Genomic DNA, 18,244 nt, shown 5'->3' on the forward strand with positions numbered 1-18,244 from the left:
GGGTGCCCAGGACATGCAACTGCTGCGAGTGCACGCCGGCGGCCGGACAAGCAGGATGCATTCGAGCGGGACGGCGCTTACCGATCCGGCAGGTACAGGGTCTCGCGGACTCGGCGGCTCCCTGCTCGACCACGGTGACTAAATTTGCCAGTCAATTGCTATTGAGGACCGGGCAGCTCAACAAACTCGGCTCACGCCGGGTGGGCGGGTGTGGCGGGGCGGGTGGGGGTCGGGGCGGGGAGGTAGCTTGGGGTGGTGGGTATTCGCGGGATTTTGTTCGATGTCGATGACACGCTGATCGACTACTCGGCCACGGCGCGGGTGGGGATTCTGCGGCATCTGCGGGCCGAGGGGCTGGTCGAGCGGTTCGACTCCGAGGACGCGGCGGTGGCGCTGTGGCGTGAGCTCGAAGAGCAGGAGTATCCGCGATTCCTGGCGGGCGAGTTGACCTTTCACGGACAGCAGCTGCTGCGCACGACCCGATTTCTGGAGCGGATCGGGGTGCGGGCCGAGGATCCGGCCGCGTGGTTCGCGGGGTACGCGGCGCGGCGGGACACCAACTGGGTGGCGTTCGCCGAAGTCGCCGAGGCCCTCACCGGACTGCGGGCACGGACCGCGCTCGGGGTCGTCTCCAATTCCGCGCGCGACCATCAGATGGGCAAACTGCGGGCCGTGGGGCTGCACGAGCATTTCGGCGACGCGATCCTGTGTTCGGCCGAATTCGGTTCGGCCAAGCCGGAATCCGCCATCTTCCTGGCGGGCTGCGCCATGCTCGGTCTGCCGCCCGGCGAGGTGGCCTACGTGGGTGACCGCTACGACACCGACGGGATCGGCGCCCGGGACGCGGGCCTGCGGGCCTACTGGCTCGACCGCACGGGCACCGGCAGCTCGGGTGACGGCATCACCGTCATCCGATCGCTGACCGAGCTGGTCGCAGCCGAGGATTTCGGCAGGCTCACCGCCTGAACGACGCGATGGCCCGCCCCGGCCGACACCGGGAACGGGCCATCGCGCGAACCGCTCTACTTGCGGCCGGTGAACTCTTCCATCGAGGTGTAGACGCCCACGGTGTTGAGGTAGAAGTCGCGCACCTTCAGCGGCAGCAGCCCGGAGATCGCGCGGTTCAGGCGCGAGGTCCACGGCATGACCACCAGGGCCGACCCCTTCTTCATCTCCGCCCACGAGGTGTCCACCACGTGGTCCTGCTCGAGGATCGGCGTGAACAGGAAACCCTTGGCGCCGTCGAACATTCCGGTGTTGATGTACGTCGGGCAGACCGTGGTGACCTTGACGTGGTCCTTGCCCGCCTGCTCGAGCTCCAGCCGCACCGAATCCGACCAGCCCAGCGCCGCCCACTTGGACGCGGCGTACACGCTCATGCGCGGGTTGGCGACCAGGGCCGCGGAGGAGGCGATGTTCAGCACCCGAGCCTCACCCGAGCCGGCCACCATCGCGGGCAGGAACTCGAGCGTGATGTACATGGGGGCAAGGGAATTGATCGCCATGGTCTTGTCGATGTCGGTACGGTTCTCGGTCTCCCAGAAGTACCCGTTACCGCGCACGATGCCGGCGTTGTTGACCAGCACGTCGATATCGCCGACCTCCGCGCGCACCGCCGCACCCGCCTCGGCGATGGCGTCGCGGTCGGACACGTCGACCACGTAGCTGTGAATCCGGCTGCCGCCCAGCGCCGTCAGCTCGGCCACGGTCTGCTTCAGGGTGATCTCGTTGATGTCCCACAGCACCACGTCGGCGGCCTGCTCGCGCACCGCGTGCTCGGCGAAGGACTTTCCGAGCCCCATCGCCGCACCGGTGACCAGGACCTTCTTACCCGCTACGTTCTTCATTCCCTGCCGCTCCCCTTGTCCAAAGTTCTCGCCGGATCATTTCTGCCGCAAGCTCTTCATGACACCCAAATACAGTGTCATGGTCTTGGCCCACAGCTGCTCGGACATACCGGGCAGCGGCGCGATCGGCAGCACGCGCTGCACCGCGATGGTCTGGGTATCGATGTACTTGAGCAGCCCCTCCGGACCGTGCCGGCGGCCGGTGCCGGAGATGCCCAGACCGCCCGACGGCGCGGCGATCGAGCCCCACGCGGCGATGAAACCCTCGTTGACGTTCACCGACCCGGCGTTGATACGCGCGGCGACAGCGCGCCCGTGCTCGGTATCGCGGCTCCACACACTGGCGTTGAGACCGTACGGGGTGTCGTTGGCCTGGGTGACGGCATCGTCGTCGCTCGCGACCTTGTACACCGACACGACCGGCCCGAAGGTCTCCTCGCGGTACACGGTCATGCCCTCGCGCACGTCGGTGAGGATCGTGGGCTCGTAGAAGTACGGGCCCAGGTCCGGACGGGCCTTGCCACCCGCGAGGACGGTCGCGCCCTTGGCGACGGCGTCGTCGACGTGCGCACTGACGGTATCGATCTGGCGCGGGAAGGTGAGCGAGCCGATCTCGTAGCCGTAGTCCAGGGCCTTACCGAGCTCGAGCTTCTTCGTGTTGGCCACGAATTCGGTGACGAACCGGTCATAGACGTTGGCGTGCACGTAGATTCGCTCGATCGACTCACACAGCTGACCGGCCGAGGCGAAGCAGGCACGGACCGCGATCTTGGCGGCGGCCGAGACGTCGGCGTCGCCCAGGACCAGCAGCGGGTTCTTGCCGCCCAGTTCCAGGGAGTAGCCGATGAGCCGCTCGCCCGCCTGCTGGGCGATGGTGCGGCCGGTTGCGCTGGAACCGGTGTAGTCGACGTAGTCGGCGCGGGCGATGACCTCGGGTCCTAGGGTCGCGCCGCGGCCCAGGACCGCCTGCCACAGCCCCTTGGGCAGGCCCGCGCGCTCGGCGATGTCGATGGCCCACAGCAGGGTCAGCGCGGTCTGGTTGTCCGGGCGGCCCACGACGGCGTTGCCGGCCAGCAGCGCGGGCAGCGCGTCGGAGGCGCCCAGCGCGAGCGGGTAGTTCCACGGCGAGATGACCGCGACCACGCCCTTGGGCCGGTTGCGCACCTCGACCTGGGTCAGCACCGGCATGACGCCGCGCGGCTTGCGGTGCGCCAGAATGCGTTTGCCCTCGGCGGCGTAGTAGCGGGTGTTGACCGCGACGTCGGAGACCTCGTCGAAGGCGTGCACCCGGGACTTGCCGGTCTCGGTCTGCACGATGTCCAGGATGGTGTCCTGCTCTGCGAGCACCAGATCGTGAACGCGGCGCAGCACGGCCACGCGTTCCTCGATCGGGGTCCCGGCCCATTCGGCCTGGACCCGGCGCGCGGTCGCGAACGCGGTCTCCACATCGGCGACCGAGGACTGCGGCAGGTCGGCGATCTTGCGGCCGGTGGCCGGTGCGAACACCTCGACCGCGGGCGCGCCGCCGGCCACGGCATGGCCCAGCAGGCGCTGCACGAGGTCGAAGGGCAGTGCGTCGGCGGTGGCGAGCTGCGGGGCAGTCGTCATTGGTCGCCCTCTCGATAGGCATATCGCGGGCAGTAGCCCACTATTTTCTGAACACCAATGTTAGGTGAACACTAGTGTTAGATTAATAGTCGTGACACACCTCATGTCAAGCCTCGCGCCGACCACGCGCACTCGCGTCGGGGCCACACGCCCGTGACCGCCGCCTCGCCCACCCGGCGCGGCCGACCGCCGCAAACCGAGGAGCAGGCCGATCAGGTCCGCGCCCGCATCATCCTGGCCACCGCCGAGGTCTTCGCCCAGCACGGTTCGCGCGGACTGAGCGTGGCCCGCATCATCGAGGCGGCGGGCCTGGCTCGCCCGACCTTCTACCGCTATTTCGCCAACGCGGTGGAACCGCTGCACGCGGTGCTCACGGTCTCCAACGACGACCTGGTGGGCGGCATCCGCTCAGCGCTGGAACGCACCGAGGTCCCGGTCGAGCTGGGTATCAACATGATCGAGGCGTACCTGTACTGGGCCGGCGGCCACGGGCCCATGCTGTCCCCGCTCTTCGCCGAGCTGTACGACCCCGGCTCCCCCGTCTCGTCCTACCGCGAATCCGCCCTGGAGGACATCCGGGCCCTGATCCGCGCCAAGTTCACCGACCTCGGCCGCCCGATCCCCTCACCCCTGGATCTCGACACGGCCCTGCACACCTGCGAATACGTGGTCTACCGCATTTCAGCGGCCGGCGAACCGACCCCCGAGACCGTCGCCGCCGCTCGTCTCACCATGATCCGCAGCGTCCTGGTGACCCTCGGCCGCCGCGAAGACGTCGAATACGCCCTGACGATCCCCACCCTCTTCACCGACTGAAACGGTCGGGGATAGCGGACGACCGACCCTGAACCATAGGCGGCGTTCGGAATTCAGCTCGCGCGGTGGATGGGATGAACCCGGGACAGGGCCCGTTTCGCCTCGGCCAGGGAGATCATCTGGTTCTCGTCGTCGAGGTCGGCCACCGCGGCCTCGGCCCATTCGCGCAGAAGGGTGGAGACGCCTATGTGGCGTTCCTCGGCGAGCTGTTTCAGGCGGCCGTGCAGGGAGAGCGGGAGGCGGATCGACGTCGTGACCATGATGTCGTCGTCGGGCTGCAGGCGCGGGGGAACCCGGTCCGCGGGGACCGGATCATCGCTGAAGACGAGGCGATCCAGGAACGCGGCCGTCTCGTGCGGGGTCGACGGGAAGTTCTCGCTCATCACCGGCTCTCCTTCTCCCAGTGTTCGAAGGCTTTCAGCTCATCGTCGTGCATTTCGCGGGCGCCGACAATCATCCACGTCCACTGGTCGGTCTGCCTGGTCACGATGATCAGCGGTCGCCCGCCCGCCGTGCGCCCCCAAATGCTGAGCACTTCGACATTTCCATCGTGCGCCGTGCGCGGCCAGCGCCGCGCGGTGGCCAAAACCTGGCGTACCTCCTGGGGATCGATGCCGATCAGGTGTGCCAGCGCCCAATCGGCCCAATCAAACCCCATGCGGCAATACTACGCATGTATTACGGCAGGTGAAACCGCATACCGGCGATATGGCCGTCGAAAACGCGACGAATAGACGCCGATAATGGCGGACATTGCGCGACGGCGGTTCACCCGAGCGGCGGGCAGGCGGGTTGCTGGGGCAGCGCGGAGAGCCGCTGCTGGGTCCAGCCGAGCAGATCCGGAATCAGCGGGGAATCGGCGGCGACCACGCCGATATGGTCGCGGCCCGGATAGACGCGATAGTCCAGATTCCAGCCGTCGGCGCATCGCGCTGCGGCGTAACGGGATTGGACAGCCGGGTCGACCAGGGTGTCGGCCGCGCCCTGTGCGAGCAGGACCGGCACGGTGAGCGCGCCCGCCGGAATGTTCTCGCGCAGGCGGACTCCCAGCGCACCGGAGAGCGGATCGGTGGCGAAGATCGGGCGGTCCTTCTCCAGCGACAGCGCCGACAGCACCGAGACCAGCACGCCGGGTTCGGCGAGGCAGCGTTCGCTCATCTGCCGGACCAGGGTGCGAGCGGCGGGATCGATGTAGGCGTTGAAATCCACGTCGGGATAGTGCGCGGTGTAGGCGGCGACGACGTACGAGGCGAAGACGCTGCCGCCGGTGATCTCGGGCAGCCGCGAGACGAGGCCGACCGCGTCACTGGCGGGAGCCATTGCGGCGACGCCGATCACGCCGGCCTCCGGGGCGTAGCCGGGTGCGAGCAGCCCGGCCCAGAGCGCGGCGTGGCCGCCCTGCGAATGCCCCCACACCACGGTGCGATCGGCCAGCCGGATATCGGTGAGCTGCCGGGCGGCCCGGACGGCATCCAGCACCGAGCGGCCTTCCCCCTGCCCGATCAGGTACGGGTGCGAGCCTTCGGTTCCGAGCCCGGTGTAATCCGTTGCGACCAAGGCCCATCCGGATTCCACGATCTGATCCAGGGCGGGCAGCGCGCCCGATTCGAAGGGGTGCGTGGCGAGGCTGGGTGCGCAGGGTCGCGCGTAGCCGGTGGTGCCGTGCGCCCAGGCGATCACCGGAAGCGGTTCCGCGGCTTCGCGTTCCGGCACCAGAACAATGGCGCTGGCGAGCGCGGGGCGATCGGCGTCCAAGGTGGTCGTGTAGAGAATCCGCCAGGCGCGGGCGTTGCCGGGGACGTCGCGGGTGAAGGGTTCGGCGCGCAGCAGGGTGCCGGCGGCGGCCGGGATCTCGTCCGGAGCCGTGTAGAAGGCGTCGACCCGCGGGGTGCCCGAACGCAGATGCGCACTCGTGAGGGCGGCGGCGACCGCGATCAGCAGCGCCGTCGCGGCGGCCAGGACCCGGCCGGAGGCGGCCCAGCGTGAGCGTGCCGGTTCGACGGCTCCGGAAGTCGTTGCGCGGCGGCCGGTTACCGCATCCCACAGGATGGAGACGCCGAACGCGACGGTGCGGATGCCGAACAGGACGGCGACGATCAGCAGCGTCACATCGGGCCACCGCAGCGCCACGATGCCCAGGATGATCTCGGCGATCCCCAGCAGGAGTGCGACGAGACGAGCCGAGGTGGTTCCGCGGCGAGCACGCAGCAGCCGCAGCACACCACCGACGACCAGGGCGATCGCCACCACCGGTGCGATCAGGTCGATAGCCGGCCCGGAGGCGATGAGGATCAGCACACCCAGAGCTATCCAACCCAGCGCCAGCACGGCGTCCCACGCCGAATGCTCCCGCGCGCCCAGCACTTCGCCGACGCCGGTGACCAGGGCCGCGCAGGCGATCAGCAGGGCCAGCAGCGTCAACGAGGTCAGCGGTCGGACGACCAGGATCGCGCCGACGAGCACGGCGAGCACCCCGGCGGTCAGGGACACCCAATTCGGGAGACCGGACAGGACTTCGGTGAACCGCCGAGCCCGCCGCGCCGATCCATCCCGCGTCATCCGAGCCTCCAGCACATCGCCAGCATCCGAGAATACTGGCACAGGCCGGGCCGGACCGGGGCTCTCGCGCGCCAACGCCCGATCGCGTCGTGTTCCGCGACCACCTGCCCACCACGCCGACACTCCAGGAGCAGCCGGACGCCGTCACCATGCGTGAGCCGCGGAGCCGGGCGCGCACGAACGCGCCCGTGTCCCGCGCCGGGTTCAGAGGGCGGCGAAATGCGCGGTCAGGAGGGTGATGAAGTCCAGGATGTGCGGGCGATCCTCGTCCGGGCGGACCCCGGCGAACCACGGCCGGATGTCGCCGCGAGCGCCCATGCGCACGGTGAGCACCTCGCCGCGCTGCACGAAAGGCGCTGCGACCCAGGAGGGTATGACGCCCACACCCTCGCCGTTGGCGACGAGTTCGATCAGCAGTTCGGTGACCATGGGGACGATGGTCACCTCCGCCGGGCGCGCGCCCACCGGTAGCGGCAGCGGGGCGGGATTGGGCCGGGACTGGTCGTAACTGTCGTGCAGAATCAGGGTCTCACCGGTGAAATCCCGCGCTGTCAGGTACTTTCTGGCCGTCCAGCGATGCCCGGGCGGCACGACCACGACCATTTCGTCATCCATCAGGTGCGTCAGGCGCACGTGTGCCGCGCCGGTGCCGAGCTTGGTGACGATGGCGACATCGATGCGCTGGGCCAGCAGCGCGTCGAGCGGATCGTCATCGGCGATATCGCGAATGCGGACCGAGGCGTCCGGGCGCGCGACGCGCAGCTCGCGCATGAGCGGGGTGAGCCAGGAGAAAGTGGTCGCGCACTGGGTGGCCAGGCGCACGTGCCGGTCACCGTATCGGGCTACCTGGCGCACCTCCCGCTCCGCGGCCGAGAGATCGGCGAGAATGCGAGAGGCTTTGGGCAGCAGCCCTTTTCCCGCCAGATTCGGCACCAGCCGCCGGCCCACCCGATCGAAGAGCGCCGTACCGAGCCGCTCCTCCATCTTGAGCAGGCGCTGACTCAGCGCGGGCTGGCTCACGAAGAGCCGATCGGCGGCCTGCTGCAGCGTGCCACCGGTGGCCAGCGCGTCCAGCAGTTCCAGGTCACGGACATCCAGATCCATAAGCTCAGCTTAGCGTTAATCGCAGAAGTACGTCTTGGACTTATATACCCGGGACGGGCGATCCTCGATAGCGAAGCCGGTCCAGCGGGACCGGCGGGACGAAAGAGGTTGAGATGACTACGGGTTCACGTACCGCGATCGTCACCGGCGGATCGAGCGGCATCGGCTACGCGGTGGCGGCGGCCCTGGTCGCCCGCGGTGACAACGTGGTGATCGGCGGTCGCGACAAGGACAAACTACGCGCGGCCGTCGAGCGCCTGGACGGGGGCGAGCGCACGCGGTTCGTGGTCGGCGACATCGGCGATCCCGGGACCGGCCCGGCGCTGGTCGCCGCCGCCGTCGAGGCGTTCGGATCGGTCGACATACTGGTCAACAACGCCGGAACCTTCGGCGCCACACCGCTTCTGGACGTACGGGTCGAGGAGCTCGACGGCTTCCTGAACGGCAATCTGCGCGGCACCTACCTGGTCACGCAGGCCGTGGCCCGGCAACTGGTCGAGCAGGGTCGCGGCGGCGCCATCGTCAACATCACCACCGTGCTGCTCTCCCATGCCATCGGCGGGCTGCCCGCCAGTGCCGCGCTCGCGTCCAAGGGCGGGGTGCGGGCGCTGACCGTGGCGCTGTCGGCGGAGTTGGCGCAGTATGGCATTCGGGTCAACGAGGTCGCGCCCGGCATCGTGCGGACGCCGTTGCACGCGGCCAACGGTTCGGAGGATCTTGCCGCGCTCGCGGTGCTGAACCGCATCGCCGAGGCCGAGGAGATCGCGTCCTCGGTCCTGCATCTCACCGATGCCGAATTCGCGACCGGCGTGCGCATCAATTCCGACGGCGGCTACGTCACCGCCCGCCGCTGAATCCCATAACCGAGAAAGGACACCGACATGCCCTACGTCAACGTCAAAGTCACCCGCGAAGGCGTCACCGTTCAGCAGAAGGCCGAGATCATCCGGCGCATGACCGATGTGCTGGTGGATGTGCTCGACAAGGATCCGAGGACCACGTTCGTGGTGATCGACGAAGTGGCGCTCGAGGATTGGGGAGTGGGCGGGTTGCCGGTCGAGGAGTACCGCGCGGCGACCCGGGGCTGATCGGCGCCGAGCACGACACCCGGCGCCGGGCGGCAGCGCGGGCTCGGGGTCGACGCGGGACCGACCGCGCATCGCCGGCATCGACCTGCGCGACCGAGCCGGGCCCGTGGCTCCACCCGGCCGCAATCGCGCCGCGCGGACCGGACGGGCGCGTACGGCCGCCGCCGATCCGGTCGCCAGCGGACGCGGGTCCACGCGCCGAACCCGCAGCGGGACGCGGATATTCGATGCGGACCACGTCGATTGCGAAGATCGCACGACACCGAGCCGCAAGCCGCTGCGAAACAGACCGCCCGTTGATATGGTCGCGCCCATGTCGGCCACGCGCGATGCCAGTCCGGAGCTCGCGACGCCGGCCGACCTGGGCGTGGACGATGACGAGCGGCCCGCGCGGGTGCTGTCCGGGCGGTCGGCGGCGTTCGTGTCCGCGTGCGCCCTGGCGATCGCGGTGTTCACGCTGTGGCAGGTGTTCCGGCCGCTGCCGCAGGGCAGTCAGTACTACCTGGTCATCTTTCTGGCGTGCACGCTGCCGCTGGTCTTCCTGAGCTACCGGTCGGGGTGGCGGCTGCGGCCGCTCGATCGCGAAGACGGTCCGGCGCCGCTGGATTGGGCGCTGGCGGCGATCGCGCTGCTGGTGTGCCTGTACCCGGTGCTGCCGGTGCGCATCGGGTCGGGCGGCGGTGGGTACGACGCGTTCCTGGACAGGCAGGGGCTGCTGGATCCGGTCGACGTGGGCATGGGCGCGGTCGTGCTGCTGCTGGTGCTGGAGGCGTGCCGGCGCACCACGGGGTGGGTGCTGCCGGTGGTGTGCGTGCTGTTCCTGGCGTACGGGTATTACGGCGGACTGCTCCCCCAGCACTGGTCCGTGGCACACGCCGGACTGGATTTCGCGCAGATCGTGGACGCGCTCTACAACTCCGCGAGCGGGTTCTACGGCACACCGCTCGACGTGGCGGCGAGCTACATCGTGCTGTTCACCATCTACGGCGCGGTGCTCGAATTCTCCGGTGCGGCGCGGTTTTTCGTCGACCTGTCGGTGGCGGCGTTCCGGCGTTCGAACAGTGCGGCCGGGCGCACGGCGGTGACCTCGGGTTTCCTGCTCGGCACGGTGTCGGGGTCGGGAACCGCGACCGCGGTCAGCACCGCCGCGGTGACGTGGCCGATTCTCAAGCGCGCGGGATACGCGCCGGAGCAGGCGGGCGGCATGCTCGCGGCGGCGGGCGTGGGAGCGATCCTGTCGCCGCCGACGCTGGGGGTGGCGGCGTTCATCGTGGCGGAGTACCTGGAGGTTTCGTACCTGACGGTGCTGGTGTGGGCGACGATTCCGACGATCCTGTACTACCTGGGCATTCTGCTCGCGGTGGAGATCGACGCGCGACGGTTCCACGCGCGCTCGCGGGCCGCGCCGCCGCTCGCGGACGCACCGGGGTCGGCGTGGAAGCTGCTGGGGCGCTTCGGGTATCACTTCCTGTCGCTCATCGCGATCATGGGTTTGCTGCTGATCGGGGTCAGCGCTACGCGCGCGGTCGCTTATGCCACCGCGCTCGCGTTCGTGCTGGCGGTCGCGGATCGTGCTGTGCGGCGGCGTGATCCGCGTTCGGATCCGACCGTCCGCGACTTCGTGATCGGTGGGTTGACCGCGCTGTCCCGTGGTATTCGCGCCGCGCTGCCGGTGGTGGCGGTGTGCGCGGCGGCGGGGGTCATCACCTCCATGACCACCAAAACCGGGCTGGGCGCGCAGTTGGCGGCGGTGCTGGTGCGGGCGGCCTCGGCGGTGTCGGACAACGCGACCGTGGTGCTGACCTGCACGGTGCTGCTGGCCGCGGTGGCGCTGGCGCTGCTGGGTCTTGCCATTCCGGTGACGGCGTCGTTCGTGATCGGCTGGGTGATCATCGGGCCGGCGCTGCTCACGCTCGGGGTGTCGCCGCCCGCGACCGCCATGTTCGTCTTCTACTACTCGGTGCTCTCGGAGGTCACCCCGCCGACGGCGCTGGCGGCGGTGGGCGCGGCGGCGGTGACCGGCGGGCGGACCATGCCGACCATGTGGCAGACGCTGCGTTATGCGCTGCCCGCGTTCCTGGTGCCGTTGGTGTTCGTGCTCACCGGATCCGGGGAGCGGCTGCTCGGGCGCGGGCCGATCCTGGAGATCGTCGCGACCGGGCTGATGGTCGCGGTCGGGGTGGCGGCGCTGGCCATGGCGACGGGCGGCTGGATCTTCGGCGCGGGCGCGGCGGGCACACCCGCCCGGGTGCTGGCGGCCGCGGCCGGCATCGTGCTGCTGTATCCGACCCTGATCAGTCTCGGCATCGGGCTCGCGCTGCTCGCGGTGGCCTGGCTGCTCACCCGTATGACCCGGCCGGGCCGGGAATCCACTCCGGCGGAGGCAGTTCCGCCGCAGGCAGAAGTCGAGGGAAATCCATGACCAGGTTCGGAACGATCGCCGTGGCGGCGGTGCTGGCGGCGGCCGCGCTCACCGGATGCGGTGGGCGCCAGGACGCCCCGCAGGCCGACACCGGCGGGGCGGTGACCTGCGAGGTGGGTCAGGAGGCCCGCGTCGGCATCGCCACCGGCAACGCGACCGGGGTGTACTTCGCGCTCGGAAACGCTTACGCGCAACAGATTTCCGAGGCGACCGGCGGCAAGGTCAAGGCCACCGCCGCCGAGACCGGCGCCTCGGTGCAGAACATCCAGCAGCTGGTGTCGGGCAACTACCAGGTCGCGTTCTCCCTCGCCGACAGCGCCGCGGACGCGGTGCTGGGGACCGGTGGTTTCACCGAAAAGCAACCGGTGCGGGCTCTTTCGCGCATCTACACCAACTACACCCAGGTGATAGTGCGGGCCGACGCGGGCATCAACTCGGTCGCCGACATGCGCGGCAAACGCGTCTCGACCGGTTCCCCGAAGTCCGGCACCGAGGTGATCGCCCAGCGCCTGCTGACAGCCGCCGGCCTGAACCCCGACTCCGACGTCTCGGCCCAGCGCCTGGACCTGGCCAAAACCGTGGACGGCCTGAAAGACGGCTCGGTGGACGCGATGTTCTGGTCCGGCGGCCTCCCCACCCCCGGCATCACCGACCTGTTCACCACCGCGAAGGACAAGGTCCGCTTCCTCGACATAGCCGATCTCCTGGACAAGATGCGCACGGTGAACCCGGTCTACGAGGCAGGCACGATCCCCGCGGCGACCTACGCCCTCCCCACCGACGTGAAAACGATAGTGGTCCCCAACCTCCTGCTGGTCCGCGCCGACCTCGACGCGAACCTGGCCTGCGCCCTGACGACCGTCCTGTTCGACCGCAAACCCCAACTGGAACAGGCCAACCCGGCGGCGAAGGGCATAGACCGCGCCACGGCCCGCAACACCGCCCCGGTGGAACTTCACCGCGGCGCGGACCACGCACTGAGGTAACCCAGCCTTCGGTGCCGCGCCTTGGCACGACCGCCCGGGATCGAAACGATCAGTGACACAGGGCGTGCGGTGACGTCCGCGTGGATCCAGTGGGTGAATGGGTCGGTTCGGCCGGGACGGGTCTCACCAGTCGTCCTGGTAGCTCATCTGCACGACGACCATGCCGCTCTCCTTGATGGACACCCAGGCGCAGGCGACGTAGCGATCCAGCATGCGGCCCTGCGAGCGGCACGCGCCCTGCCAGAGGACGCGGGTGCCGCGGGCTAACGACTTGGCGGGGGCGAAGGTCCAGCCGGCCGTGGTTTCCAGGTGGCGGCGGACGTCTTCGGCGGTCCGGTCGGGGGTGCTGTTCGCACCGTCGATGACGAAATTACGGTCGCAGCTGCTCGCGGAGCTGCGGGCGGTGCAGCCCAGGTCGACGGTCTCGCGGACGGACAGGCCCGCCGGCAACGGCCCGAGCGCGTCCTCGCCCGGCACCCAGGACATGCGCCCGAACATACCGACGACCGTCGCCGAGGTCAGCAGGATCAGTCCGCACAGCACGCAGTATCCGGCGTTGAGCAGCCACCCGAGCGCCATCCGCCCGTGCGCGGACCGTGGCGGCGGCGAAGCCCGGAAGATATCCACGACGGGCCCGATCACCGCCACGAACATGATGACCCCGGTCAGCACCGCCAGCGAGGTGAGCTGGTACTCCCGCCCCACCCACCCCTGCCACATGACGAGCTGCCCACCCGCCAGCAGCCCCAGCACCCCCAGCCCGGTGATCCGCCCGCGCCAGGTCCGCGCGATCAACGCCCAGCTCACCAGCGGGGCCAGCCACAGAATCACGTAGAGCACGTTGCCGACGGTAGTCGACGGTACGCAATCGCGTGAAAGTCGCTGTGCCACAGTCATTTATCGACCCGGCGCGTTCCGTTCCCCGTGCCACCGGCGGGCTGAAACGACCGATCGACCGGGGCGTTCGAATGTCGAGGCTCGCGGTTCCACCGTCCCGGCGACGACGCGAGCCCACTGATCCATCCCCCGTCGCGATGGCTACGCTCGCCCCGGCGGGAGCCAAATTTCGTGTGGGCGGCCGGAATCCACACTCACCCGGTGCCGGTTGATCCGCCCGGGAGGTACGCCTTCCGCCGTTGCGGGAACCGACGACGCAAAACGACTGGCCCATCCCCTCGGCACCATGGCTGCGCTCGCCCGGCAGAGAGTGCAATCCTGTGCGGGGGCTGGAAGCCGCACTCGGCCGGTACCGGTTGACCCCTCTGGGCGATACGGGTCTCGTCGTTGCGGGCCCGCCGAGGCGAAACGGTCCTTATCGGCGACCGGCGAGTGGGGCAGCTCAGCATGTGGGCGCTATATGCCGGGTCACCACGGTGTGGATCAGGCGGGCGGCGGTGCGGGCGGTGCGGTTGTCGACGTCCAAGGACGGGTTCAGTTCGGCCACGTCTACGGCTATCAACTTCCCGGTTGTGGTTATGCGGGCGCAGACGTGGTGGATCGTTTCCAGGGGGACGCCGTAGGCGGCGGGGGCGCTGACGCCGGGGGCCACGGCGGCGGGGAGGACGTCGAGGTCGATCGTCAGGTGGATCAGGTCTACCGCCGATACGAAGGCGTCGAGGAAAGTGTCTATCTTCGTCAGATTTGCTGGGGTGCAGTCCTCGTCGAGGAGGTGGTGGACGTCGTGGGTGGCGGCGGCGGCGAAGAGGGCGGGCGTGTTGCTGGGCTCGCTGATGCCGAGGACGGCGTAGCGGAGCGGGGTGCCTGCCGCCCGTTCGGCCTCCAGGGCCTGGCGGAACGGGGTGCCCGAGCTGGGGACCGGATCGGCGCGCAGGTCGAAGTGGGCGTCCAGGTTCAGGATTCCCAGGCGGGGGCGGGTGCGGCGGGGGCGGGAGGCTGCCACGCCGAGGTAGGTGCCGTAGGCCACCTCGTGACCGCCGCCGAGGACCACCGGCAACCGGGCGGAGTCGATGGCGGCGGTGACCGCGCGGGCCAGGCGCTGCTGGCCCGACTCCAGGTCGCCGTCGGTGACGGCCACCGTTCCGGCGTCCTCGATCGGCAGGGGCGCGGCCAGGGCCATCGAGGCCAGGGACGCCCGCAGGGCGTCGGGGCCCGCGGCTGCGCCGACGCGTCCCAGGTTGCGGCGGACGCCTTCGTCGCTCGCGAAACCGATGAGCACACAGCCGGTTTCGGACGCCGACGCATCGTACGGGCGGACCGCGCCGTGCCAGCGCAGGTGCTCGGGACCGTCCCCGTCGATCCGCCCGGTCCAGGGTGCGGGCGGAACGTCCACGACGATCTCCGCGCCGTCGCTGCCATCCGTGGCCGTCATCGCTGTCCTCCCGAGATGATGAGTGTGCCGTCCTTGAAGACCTCGCGGACCAGTGCGACGCCGGGCCGGTAGGCCAGGTGCAGATACGAGGGCGCGTCCAGAGCGATGGCATCGGCGCGGCTGCCGATCGACAGCGTCCCGATATCGCCGCGCCGCAACGCTTTCGCGCCACCCGCGGTGGCCGCCCACACCGCTTCCTCCGGGGTCATGTGCATCTCTCGCACCGCCAGGGCGATGCAGAACGGCAGGCTGGTGGTGTAGCAGGTGCCGGGGTTGCAGTCCGCGCCGAGCGCGACGGTCACGCCCGCGTCCAGCAGCGCCCGCGCGCCGGGATAGTCGTTGCGGGTGCAGAAATCCGCGCCGGGCAGCAGCGTCGCCACCGTCGAACCGCCCGCCAGCGCATCGATGTCCGAGGCCGAGACGTAGGTGACGTGATCCACCGACGCCGCGCCTACCTCCACGGCCAGCCGCACACCCGGGCCCTGCCCGAGCTGATTGCCGTGCACCCGGGGCACGAGCCCGTGCGCCACACCGGCTTTCAGCACCGCCCGCGACTGATCCTCGTCGAACGCCCCGCGCTCGCAGAACACATCGATCCATTTCGCGTAGGGCGCACAGGCTTCCACCATCTCCGCGCACACCATGGCCACGTAGTCATCGGCTCGCCCCGCGTATTCCGGCGGCGGCACGTGCGCCGCGAGCAGCGTCACCTCGTCGGTGACCCGGCTCGCGATCCGCACCCCGCGCAGCTCGTCGCGGGTGGTCTGCCCGTACCCGGTCTTGATCTCCACGGTCGTGCTGCCCGAGCGCAGCGCCTCGTTGAGCAGCCGGCGCGCATTGGCTTCCAGCGCATCGTCACTCGCCGCCCGTGTCGCCTCGATCGTGGTGCGGATCCCGCCCGCGGTGTACGGCGTCCCGGTCATACGGGCCGAGAACTCCCGCGCGCGATCGCCCGCGAACACCAGGTGCGAATGGCTTTCCACGAAGCCCGGCAGCAGCGCCCGCCCGCCCAGATCCACGCCGTGATCCCCGGCGGGCGCGCGGGCACTGTCCCCCACCCAGCCCACCCGCCCGTCTGAGAAGGCGACGGCGGCGTCGTGCCGCACACCCAGCGGCCCGGCCCCCAGGCTCGGATCGTTGGTGACCAGGGTGCCGATGTTGCCGATGACGAACGCGTTCACGATCGAATTCCCTTCAGACCTCGGCCATGTCGGTGTCCGGCGGCTAGATCATCCGTTCCGGCGGGTTGGCGGTGCGCTGGGCGAGCAGGTAGTACAGACCGGCCGTGACGACCGGGCCCACGATCCACGAGATGTCCGCGCCGCCGAGCCACCCGGTGACCGGACCGGTATAGAGCTTGGTCGCCGGAAACGGAATCTGCGCCGCGACACCGAGGGCGTAGCAGCTCAGTGCGGTCACATTCCAGGCCCCGTACCGTCCCGCGGCGTCGTGGAGCGCCGGAATGTCGATGCGCTCCTTGGAGATCAGGTAGTAGTCGATCAGTTTGATCGCGATCCACGGCGTGGGCACCATGAGCCGCGCCAGCACGACGTTGACCGTCAGCTTGCCGATCACGATCACCGGGTACATCGCCGCGGCAACCAGCGCCGGTCCGGCGAGATCGCCGATGAACCCGACCTGGTCCCTTCATGAACGATCCCCGGCCACGGCCGCGATGAGCGCGCCGAACGTCATGGACCACTGCGAGCCGAGCACCCTACCGGCGAAGGTGGACCTGAAGGTGGCGCGATCGCGGTGGATCAGTTGTTCTCGGACATGGGGATTCGGACACCGCGGGTGCGGGCGGTGTCGATGGCGTGTTCGTAGCCGGCGTCGGCGTGCCGGATGACGCCCATTCCCGGATCGTTGGTGAGCACCGCCTCGATCTTGCGGGCGGCCAGGTCGGTGCCGTCCGCGACGACGACCTGCCCGGCGTGCAGGGACCGGCCCATGCCGACGCCGCCGCCGTGGTGCAGCGACACCCACGACGCGCCGGACGCGGTGTTGAGCAGGGCGTTCAGCAGCGGCCAGTCGGCGATCGCATCGGATCCGTCACGCATGGACTCGGTTTCGCGGTAGGGCGAGGCCACCGACCCCGAATCCAGGTGGTCGCGGCCGATGGCCACGGGCGCGGACAGCTCTCCACCGGCGACCATCTCGTTGAATTTCAGTCCGGCCCGGTGCCGTTCGCCGTAGCCGAGCCAGCAGATGCGCGCGGGCAGCCCCTCGAAGGCGACCTTCTCCCCCGCCAGGGTGATCCAGCGGCGCAGATGTTCGTTGTCCGGAAACAGTTCGAGGATGGCGCGATCGGTGGCGGCGATGTCGGCCGGGTCGCCCGAGAGCGCGGCCCAGCGGAACGGGCCCAGGCCCTCCTCGAAGAGCGGGCGGATGTAGGCGGGCACGAAGCCGGGGAAGTCGAAGGCGCGGTCGTAGCCGCCCTTGCGGGCCTCGTCGCGGATGGAGTTGCCGTAGTCGAACACCTCGACGCCGCGATCGAGGAATCCGACCATGGCGCGCACGTGGGCGGCCATCGACAACTGCGCCTGTTCGGTGAACCAGGCGGGATCCTTCTCCGCGACGGTCTTCATGTCGGCGAAGTCGACGCCGATCGGCAGGTATGACAGCGGGTCGTGGGCGGAGGTCTGGTCGGTGACGATGTCCAAGGGCGCTTCCCGCTCCAGCAGCGCCGGAAAGACCTCGGCCGCATTGCCTTCCACGCCGATGGACAGCGGCCGGCGGGCATCGCGCGCCGCGGTCGCCAATTCCAGTGCGTGGTCCAGGTCGTCGGCTTTGACGTCCAGGTAGCGGTGCGCGATGCGGCGGTCGATGCGGGTGACGTCACAGTCCACGCAGATGGCCGCGCCCTCGTTCATGGTGACCGCGAGCGGCTGCGCGCCGCCCATTCCGCCCAGACCCGCGGTGAGGGTGATGGTTCCGGCCAGGGTGCCGCCGAATCGCTTGCGCGCGATGGCCCCGAAGGTCTCGTAGGTGCCCTGCAGGATGCCCTGGGTACCGATGTAGATCCAGGATCCGGCCGTCATCTGCCCGTACATGGTGAGCCCGAGTTCCTCCAGCCGGCGGAACTCCTCCCAGTTCGCCCAGTCGCCGACCAGATTCGAATTGGCGATCAGCACGCGGGGGGCCCATTCGCTGGTGCGGAACACCCCGACCGGCTTGCCGGACTGCACCAGCATGGTCTCGTCGCTCTTCAGGGTCTTCAGCGTGGCGACCATGGCGTCGAACGCCGCCCAGCTGCGCGCCGCGCGGCCGGTGCCGCCGTAGACGACCAGGCTGTCCGGATGTTCGGCGACCTCGGGATCGAGGTTGTTCATGAGCATGCGCAGCGCGCCCTCCTGCTGCCAGCCCAGGGTTGTCAGTTCGGGGCCGCGGGGGGCGCGCACGGGACGCGGTTCGTGTCCGGGGGAAGAGATGTCCATGGTGTTCCTCGGTCTCGTCGGGCGCACATCCGGCCGTGTGACTCCGTT

The 18,244-nt window shown here is 69.6% G+C and carries 16 protein-coding genes and 1 pseudogene; 6 read left to right on the forward strand and 11 right to left on the reverse strand.

Annotation, left to right across the window (positions count from 1 at the left end; genetic code table 11):
• The first annotated feature begins 255 nt into the window (after positions 1 to 255).
• Positions 256 to 966, forward strand: coding sequence for an HAD family hydrolase (locus ACFVBH_RS20655; RefSeq protein ID WP_379003472.1), 711 nt, complete (start codon positions 256 to 258; stop codon positions 964 to 966).
• 56 nt (positions 967 to 1,022) lie between these two features.
• On the opposite strand, the gene ACFVBH_RS20660 is transcribed toward ACFVBH_RS20655, so the two are convergent.
• On the reverse strand, positions 1,023 to 1,847 hold the full coding sequence (locus ACFVBH_RS20660) for an SDR family NAD(P)-dependent oxidoreductase (RefSeq protein ID WP_354988656.1): 825 nt from the start codon (positions 1,845 to 1,847) through the stop codon (positions 1,023 to 1,025).
• A gap of 36 nt (positions 1,848 to 1,883) precedes the next feature.
• Entirely contained in the window at positions 1,884 to 3,455 is a 1,572-nt protein-coding gene (locus tag ACFVBH_RS20665) for a succinic semialdehyde dehydrogenase (RefSeq protein ID WP_379003474.1), read from the reverse strand.
• Between the two features lie 153 nt (positions 3,456 to 3,608).
• Here ACFVBH_RS20665 and ACFVBH_RS20670 point away from each other — a divergent pair, with 153 nt between their 5' ends.
• Positions 3,609 to 4,271: a TetR/AcrR family transcriptional regulator gene (locus ACFVBH_RS20670; protein ID WP_379003476.1), complete on the forward strand. Its 663-nt coding sequence runs from the start codon at positions 3,609 to 3,611 to the stop codon at positions 4,269 to 4,271.
• Between the two features lie 53 nt (positions 4,272 to 4,324).
• Here the strand turns inward: ACFVBH_RS20670 and ACFVBH_RS20675 are convergent, their stop codons facing one another.
• The 4 genes from ACFVBH_RS20675 to ACFVBH_RS20690 form a co-directional block, all read right to left on the reverse strand.
• Positions 4,325 to 4,654 carry a hypothetical protein gene (locus ACFVBH_RS20675; RefSeq protein WP_354988659.1) on the reverse strand — a complete coding sequence of 110 codons (330 nt, stop codon included), beginning with the start codon at positions 4,652 to 4,654 and terminating at the stop codon, positions 4,325 to 4,327.
• The gene (locus ACFVBH_RS20680; protein WP_379003478.1) at positions 4,654 to 4,929 is read right to left on the reverse strand and encodes a hypothetical protein; all 276 of its coding nucleotides are present in this window, start codon (positions 4,927 to 4,929) and stop codon (positions 4,654 to 4,656) included. The genes ACFVBH_RS20675 and ACFVBH_RS20680 overlap by 1 nt, the downstream gene beginning before the upstream one ends.
• Before the next feature lie 110 nt (positions 4,930 to 5,039).
• Entirely contained in the window at positions 5,040 to 6,830 is a 1,791-nt protein-coding gene (locus ACFVBH_RS20685; RefSeq protein ID WP_379003481.1) for a lipase family protein, read from the reverse strand.
• Positions 6,831 to 7,034: 204 nt separating this feature from the next.
• Positions 7,035 to 7,934: a LysR family transcriptional regulator gene (locus ACFVBH_RS20690; RefSeq protein ID WP_354988662.1), complete on the reverse strand. Its 900-nt coding sequence runs from the start codon at positions 7,932 to 7,934 to the stop codon at positions 7,035 to 7,037.
• 113 nt (positions 7,935 to 8,047) lie between these two features.
• Here ACFVBH_RS20690 and ACFVBH_RS20695 point away from each other — a divergent pair, with 113 nt between their 5' ends.
• The 4 genes from ACFVBH_RS20695 (at position 8,048) to ACFVBH_RS20710 (ending at position 12,430) form a co-directional block, all read left to right on the forward strand.
• Positions 8,048 to 8,788: an SDR family NAD(P)-dependent oxidoreductase gene (locus ACFVBH_RS20695; protein WP_379003483.1), complete on the forward strand. Its 741-nt coding sequence runs from the start codon at positions 8,048 to 8,050 to the stop codon at positions 8,786 to 8,788.
• A gap of 27 nt (positions 8,789 to 8,815) precedes the next feature.
• Positions 8,816 to 9,022: a 4-oxalocrotonate tautomerase family protein gene (locus tag ACFVBH_RS20700; protein ID WP_354988664.1), complete on the forward strand. Its 207-nt coding sequence runs from the start codon at positions 8,816 to 8,818 to the stop codon at positions 9,020 to 9,022.
• A 313-nt stretch (positions 9,023 to 9,335) separates the two neighbouring features.
• Positions 9,336 to 11,444, forward strand: a complete 2,109-nt coding sequence (locus tag ACFVBH_RS20705; RefSeq protein ID WP_379003485.1) for a TRAP transporter permease — start codon at positions 9,336 to 9,338, stop codon at positions 11,442 to 11,444.
• Positions 11,441 to 12,430 carry a TAXI family TRAP transporter solute-binding subunit gene (locus ACFVBH_RS20710; protein ID WP_379003488.1) on the forward strand — a complete coding sequence of 330 codons (990 nt, stop codon included), beginning with the start codon at positions 11,441 to 11,443 and terminating at the stop codon, positions 12,428 to 12,430. Before ACFVBH_RS20705 ends, ACFVBH_RS20710 begins: the two co-directional genes overlap by 4 nt.
• Positions 12,431 to 12,553: 123 nt before the next feature.
• On the opposite strand, the gene ACFVBH_RS20715 is transcribed toward ACFVBH_RS20710, so the two are convergent.
• From ACFVBH_RS20715 to hutU, 5 genes and pseudogenes are all read right to left on the reverse strand, one after another.
• Positions 12,554 to 13,270, reverse strand: coding sequence for a hypothetical protein (locus ACFVBH_RS20715; protein ID WP_379003491.1), 717 nt, complete (start codon positions 13,268 to 13,270; stop codon positions 12,554 to 12,556).
• A 499-nt stretch (positions 13,271 to 13,769) separates the two neighbouring features.
• On the reverse strand, positions 13,770 to 14,759 hold the full coding sequence (hutG, locus tag ACFVBH_RS20720) for a formimidoylglutamase (RefSeq protein WP_379003493.1): 990 nt from the start codon (positions 14,757 to 14,759) through the stop codon (positions 13,770 to 13,772).
• Positions 14,756 to 15,940: an imidazolonepropionase gene (gene hutI / locus ACFVBH_RS20725; RefSeq protein ID WP_379003495.1), complete on the reverse strand. Its 1,185-nt coding sequence runs from the start codon at positions 15,938 to 15,940 to the stop codon at positions 14,756 to 14,758. Before hutI ends, hutG begins: the two co-directional genes overlap by 4 nt.
• A gap of 43 nt (positions 15,941 to 15,983) precedes the next feature.
• Positions 15,984 to 16,511 (reverse strand): annotated as a pseudogene (locus tag ACFVBH_RS20730) (cytosine permease); the annotation flags it as partial.
• Between the two features lie 8 nt (positions 16,512 to 16,519).
• Entirely contained in the window at positions 16,520 to 18,196 is a 1,677-nt protein-coding gene (hutU, locus tag ACFVBH_RS20735; RefSeq protein WP_379003497.1) for a urocanate hydratase, read from the reverse strand.
• Between the last annotated feature and the right edge of the window lie 48 nt (positions 18,197 to 18,244).

The sequence above is a fragment of the Nocardia sp. NPDC057668 genome (assembly GCF_042799795.1).
GTDB lineage: Bacteria > Actinomycetota > Actinomycetes > Mycobacteriales > Mycobacteriaceae > Nocardia.

Bases quoted from the DNA above. Each gene is read 5' to 3' on its own strand.
- ACFVBH_RS20690 (WP_354988662.1), bottom strand. From the start codon at position 7,934: ATGGATCTGGATGTCCGTGACCTGGAACTGCTGGACGCGCTGGCCACC.
- ACFVBH_RS20680 (WP_379003478.1), bottom strand. From the start codon at position 4,929: ATGGGGTTTGATTGGGCCGATTGGGCGCTGGCACACCTGATCGGCATC.
- hutG (WP_379003493.1), bottom strand. From the start codon at position 14,759: ATGACGGCCACGGATGGCAGCGACGGCGCGGAGATCGTCGTGGACGTT.
- ACFVBH_RS20705 (WP_379003485.1), top strand. From the start codon at position 9,336: ATGTCGGCCACGCGCGATGCCAGTCCGGAGCTCGCGACGCCGGCCGAC.
- ACFVBH_RS20665 (WP_379003474.1), bottom strand. From the start codon at position 3,455: ATGACGACTGCCCCGCAGCTCGCCACCGCCGACGCACTGCCCTTCGAC.
- ACFVBH_RS20700 (WP_354988664.1), top strand. From the start codon at position 8,816: ATGCCCTACGTCAACGTCAAAGTCACCCGCGAAGGCGTCACCGTTCAG.
- ACFVBH_RS20685 (WP_379003481.1), bottom strand. From the start codon at position 6,830: ATGACGCGGGATGGATCGGCGCGGCGGGCTCGGCGGTTCACCGAAGTC.
- ACFVBH_RS20660 (WP_354988656.1), bottom strand. From the start codon at position 1,847: ATGAAGAACGTAGCGGGTAAGAAGGTCCTGGTCACCGGTGCGGCGATG.
- ACFVBH_RS20710 (WP_379003488.1), top strand. From the start codon at position 11,441: ATGACCAGGTTCGGAACGATCGCCGTGGCGGCGGTGCTGGCGGCGGCC.
- ACFVBH_RS20695 (WP_379003483.1), top strand. From the start codon at position 8,048: ATGACTACGGGTTCACGTACCGCGATCGTCACCGGCGGATCGAGCGGC.
- ACFVBH_RS20675 (WP_354988659.1), bottom strand. From the start codon at position 4,654: ATGAGCGAGAACTTCCCGTCGACCCCGCACGAGACGGCCGCGTTCCTG.
- hutU (WP_379003497.1), bottom strand. From the start codon at position 18,196: ATGGACATCTCTTCCCCCGGACACGAACCGCGTCCCGTGCGCGCCCCC.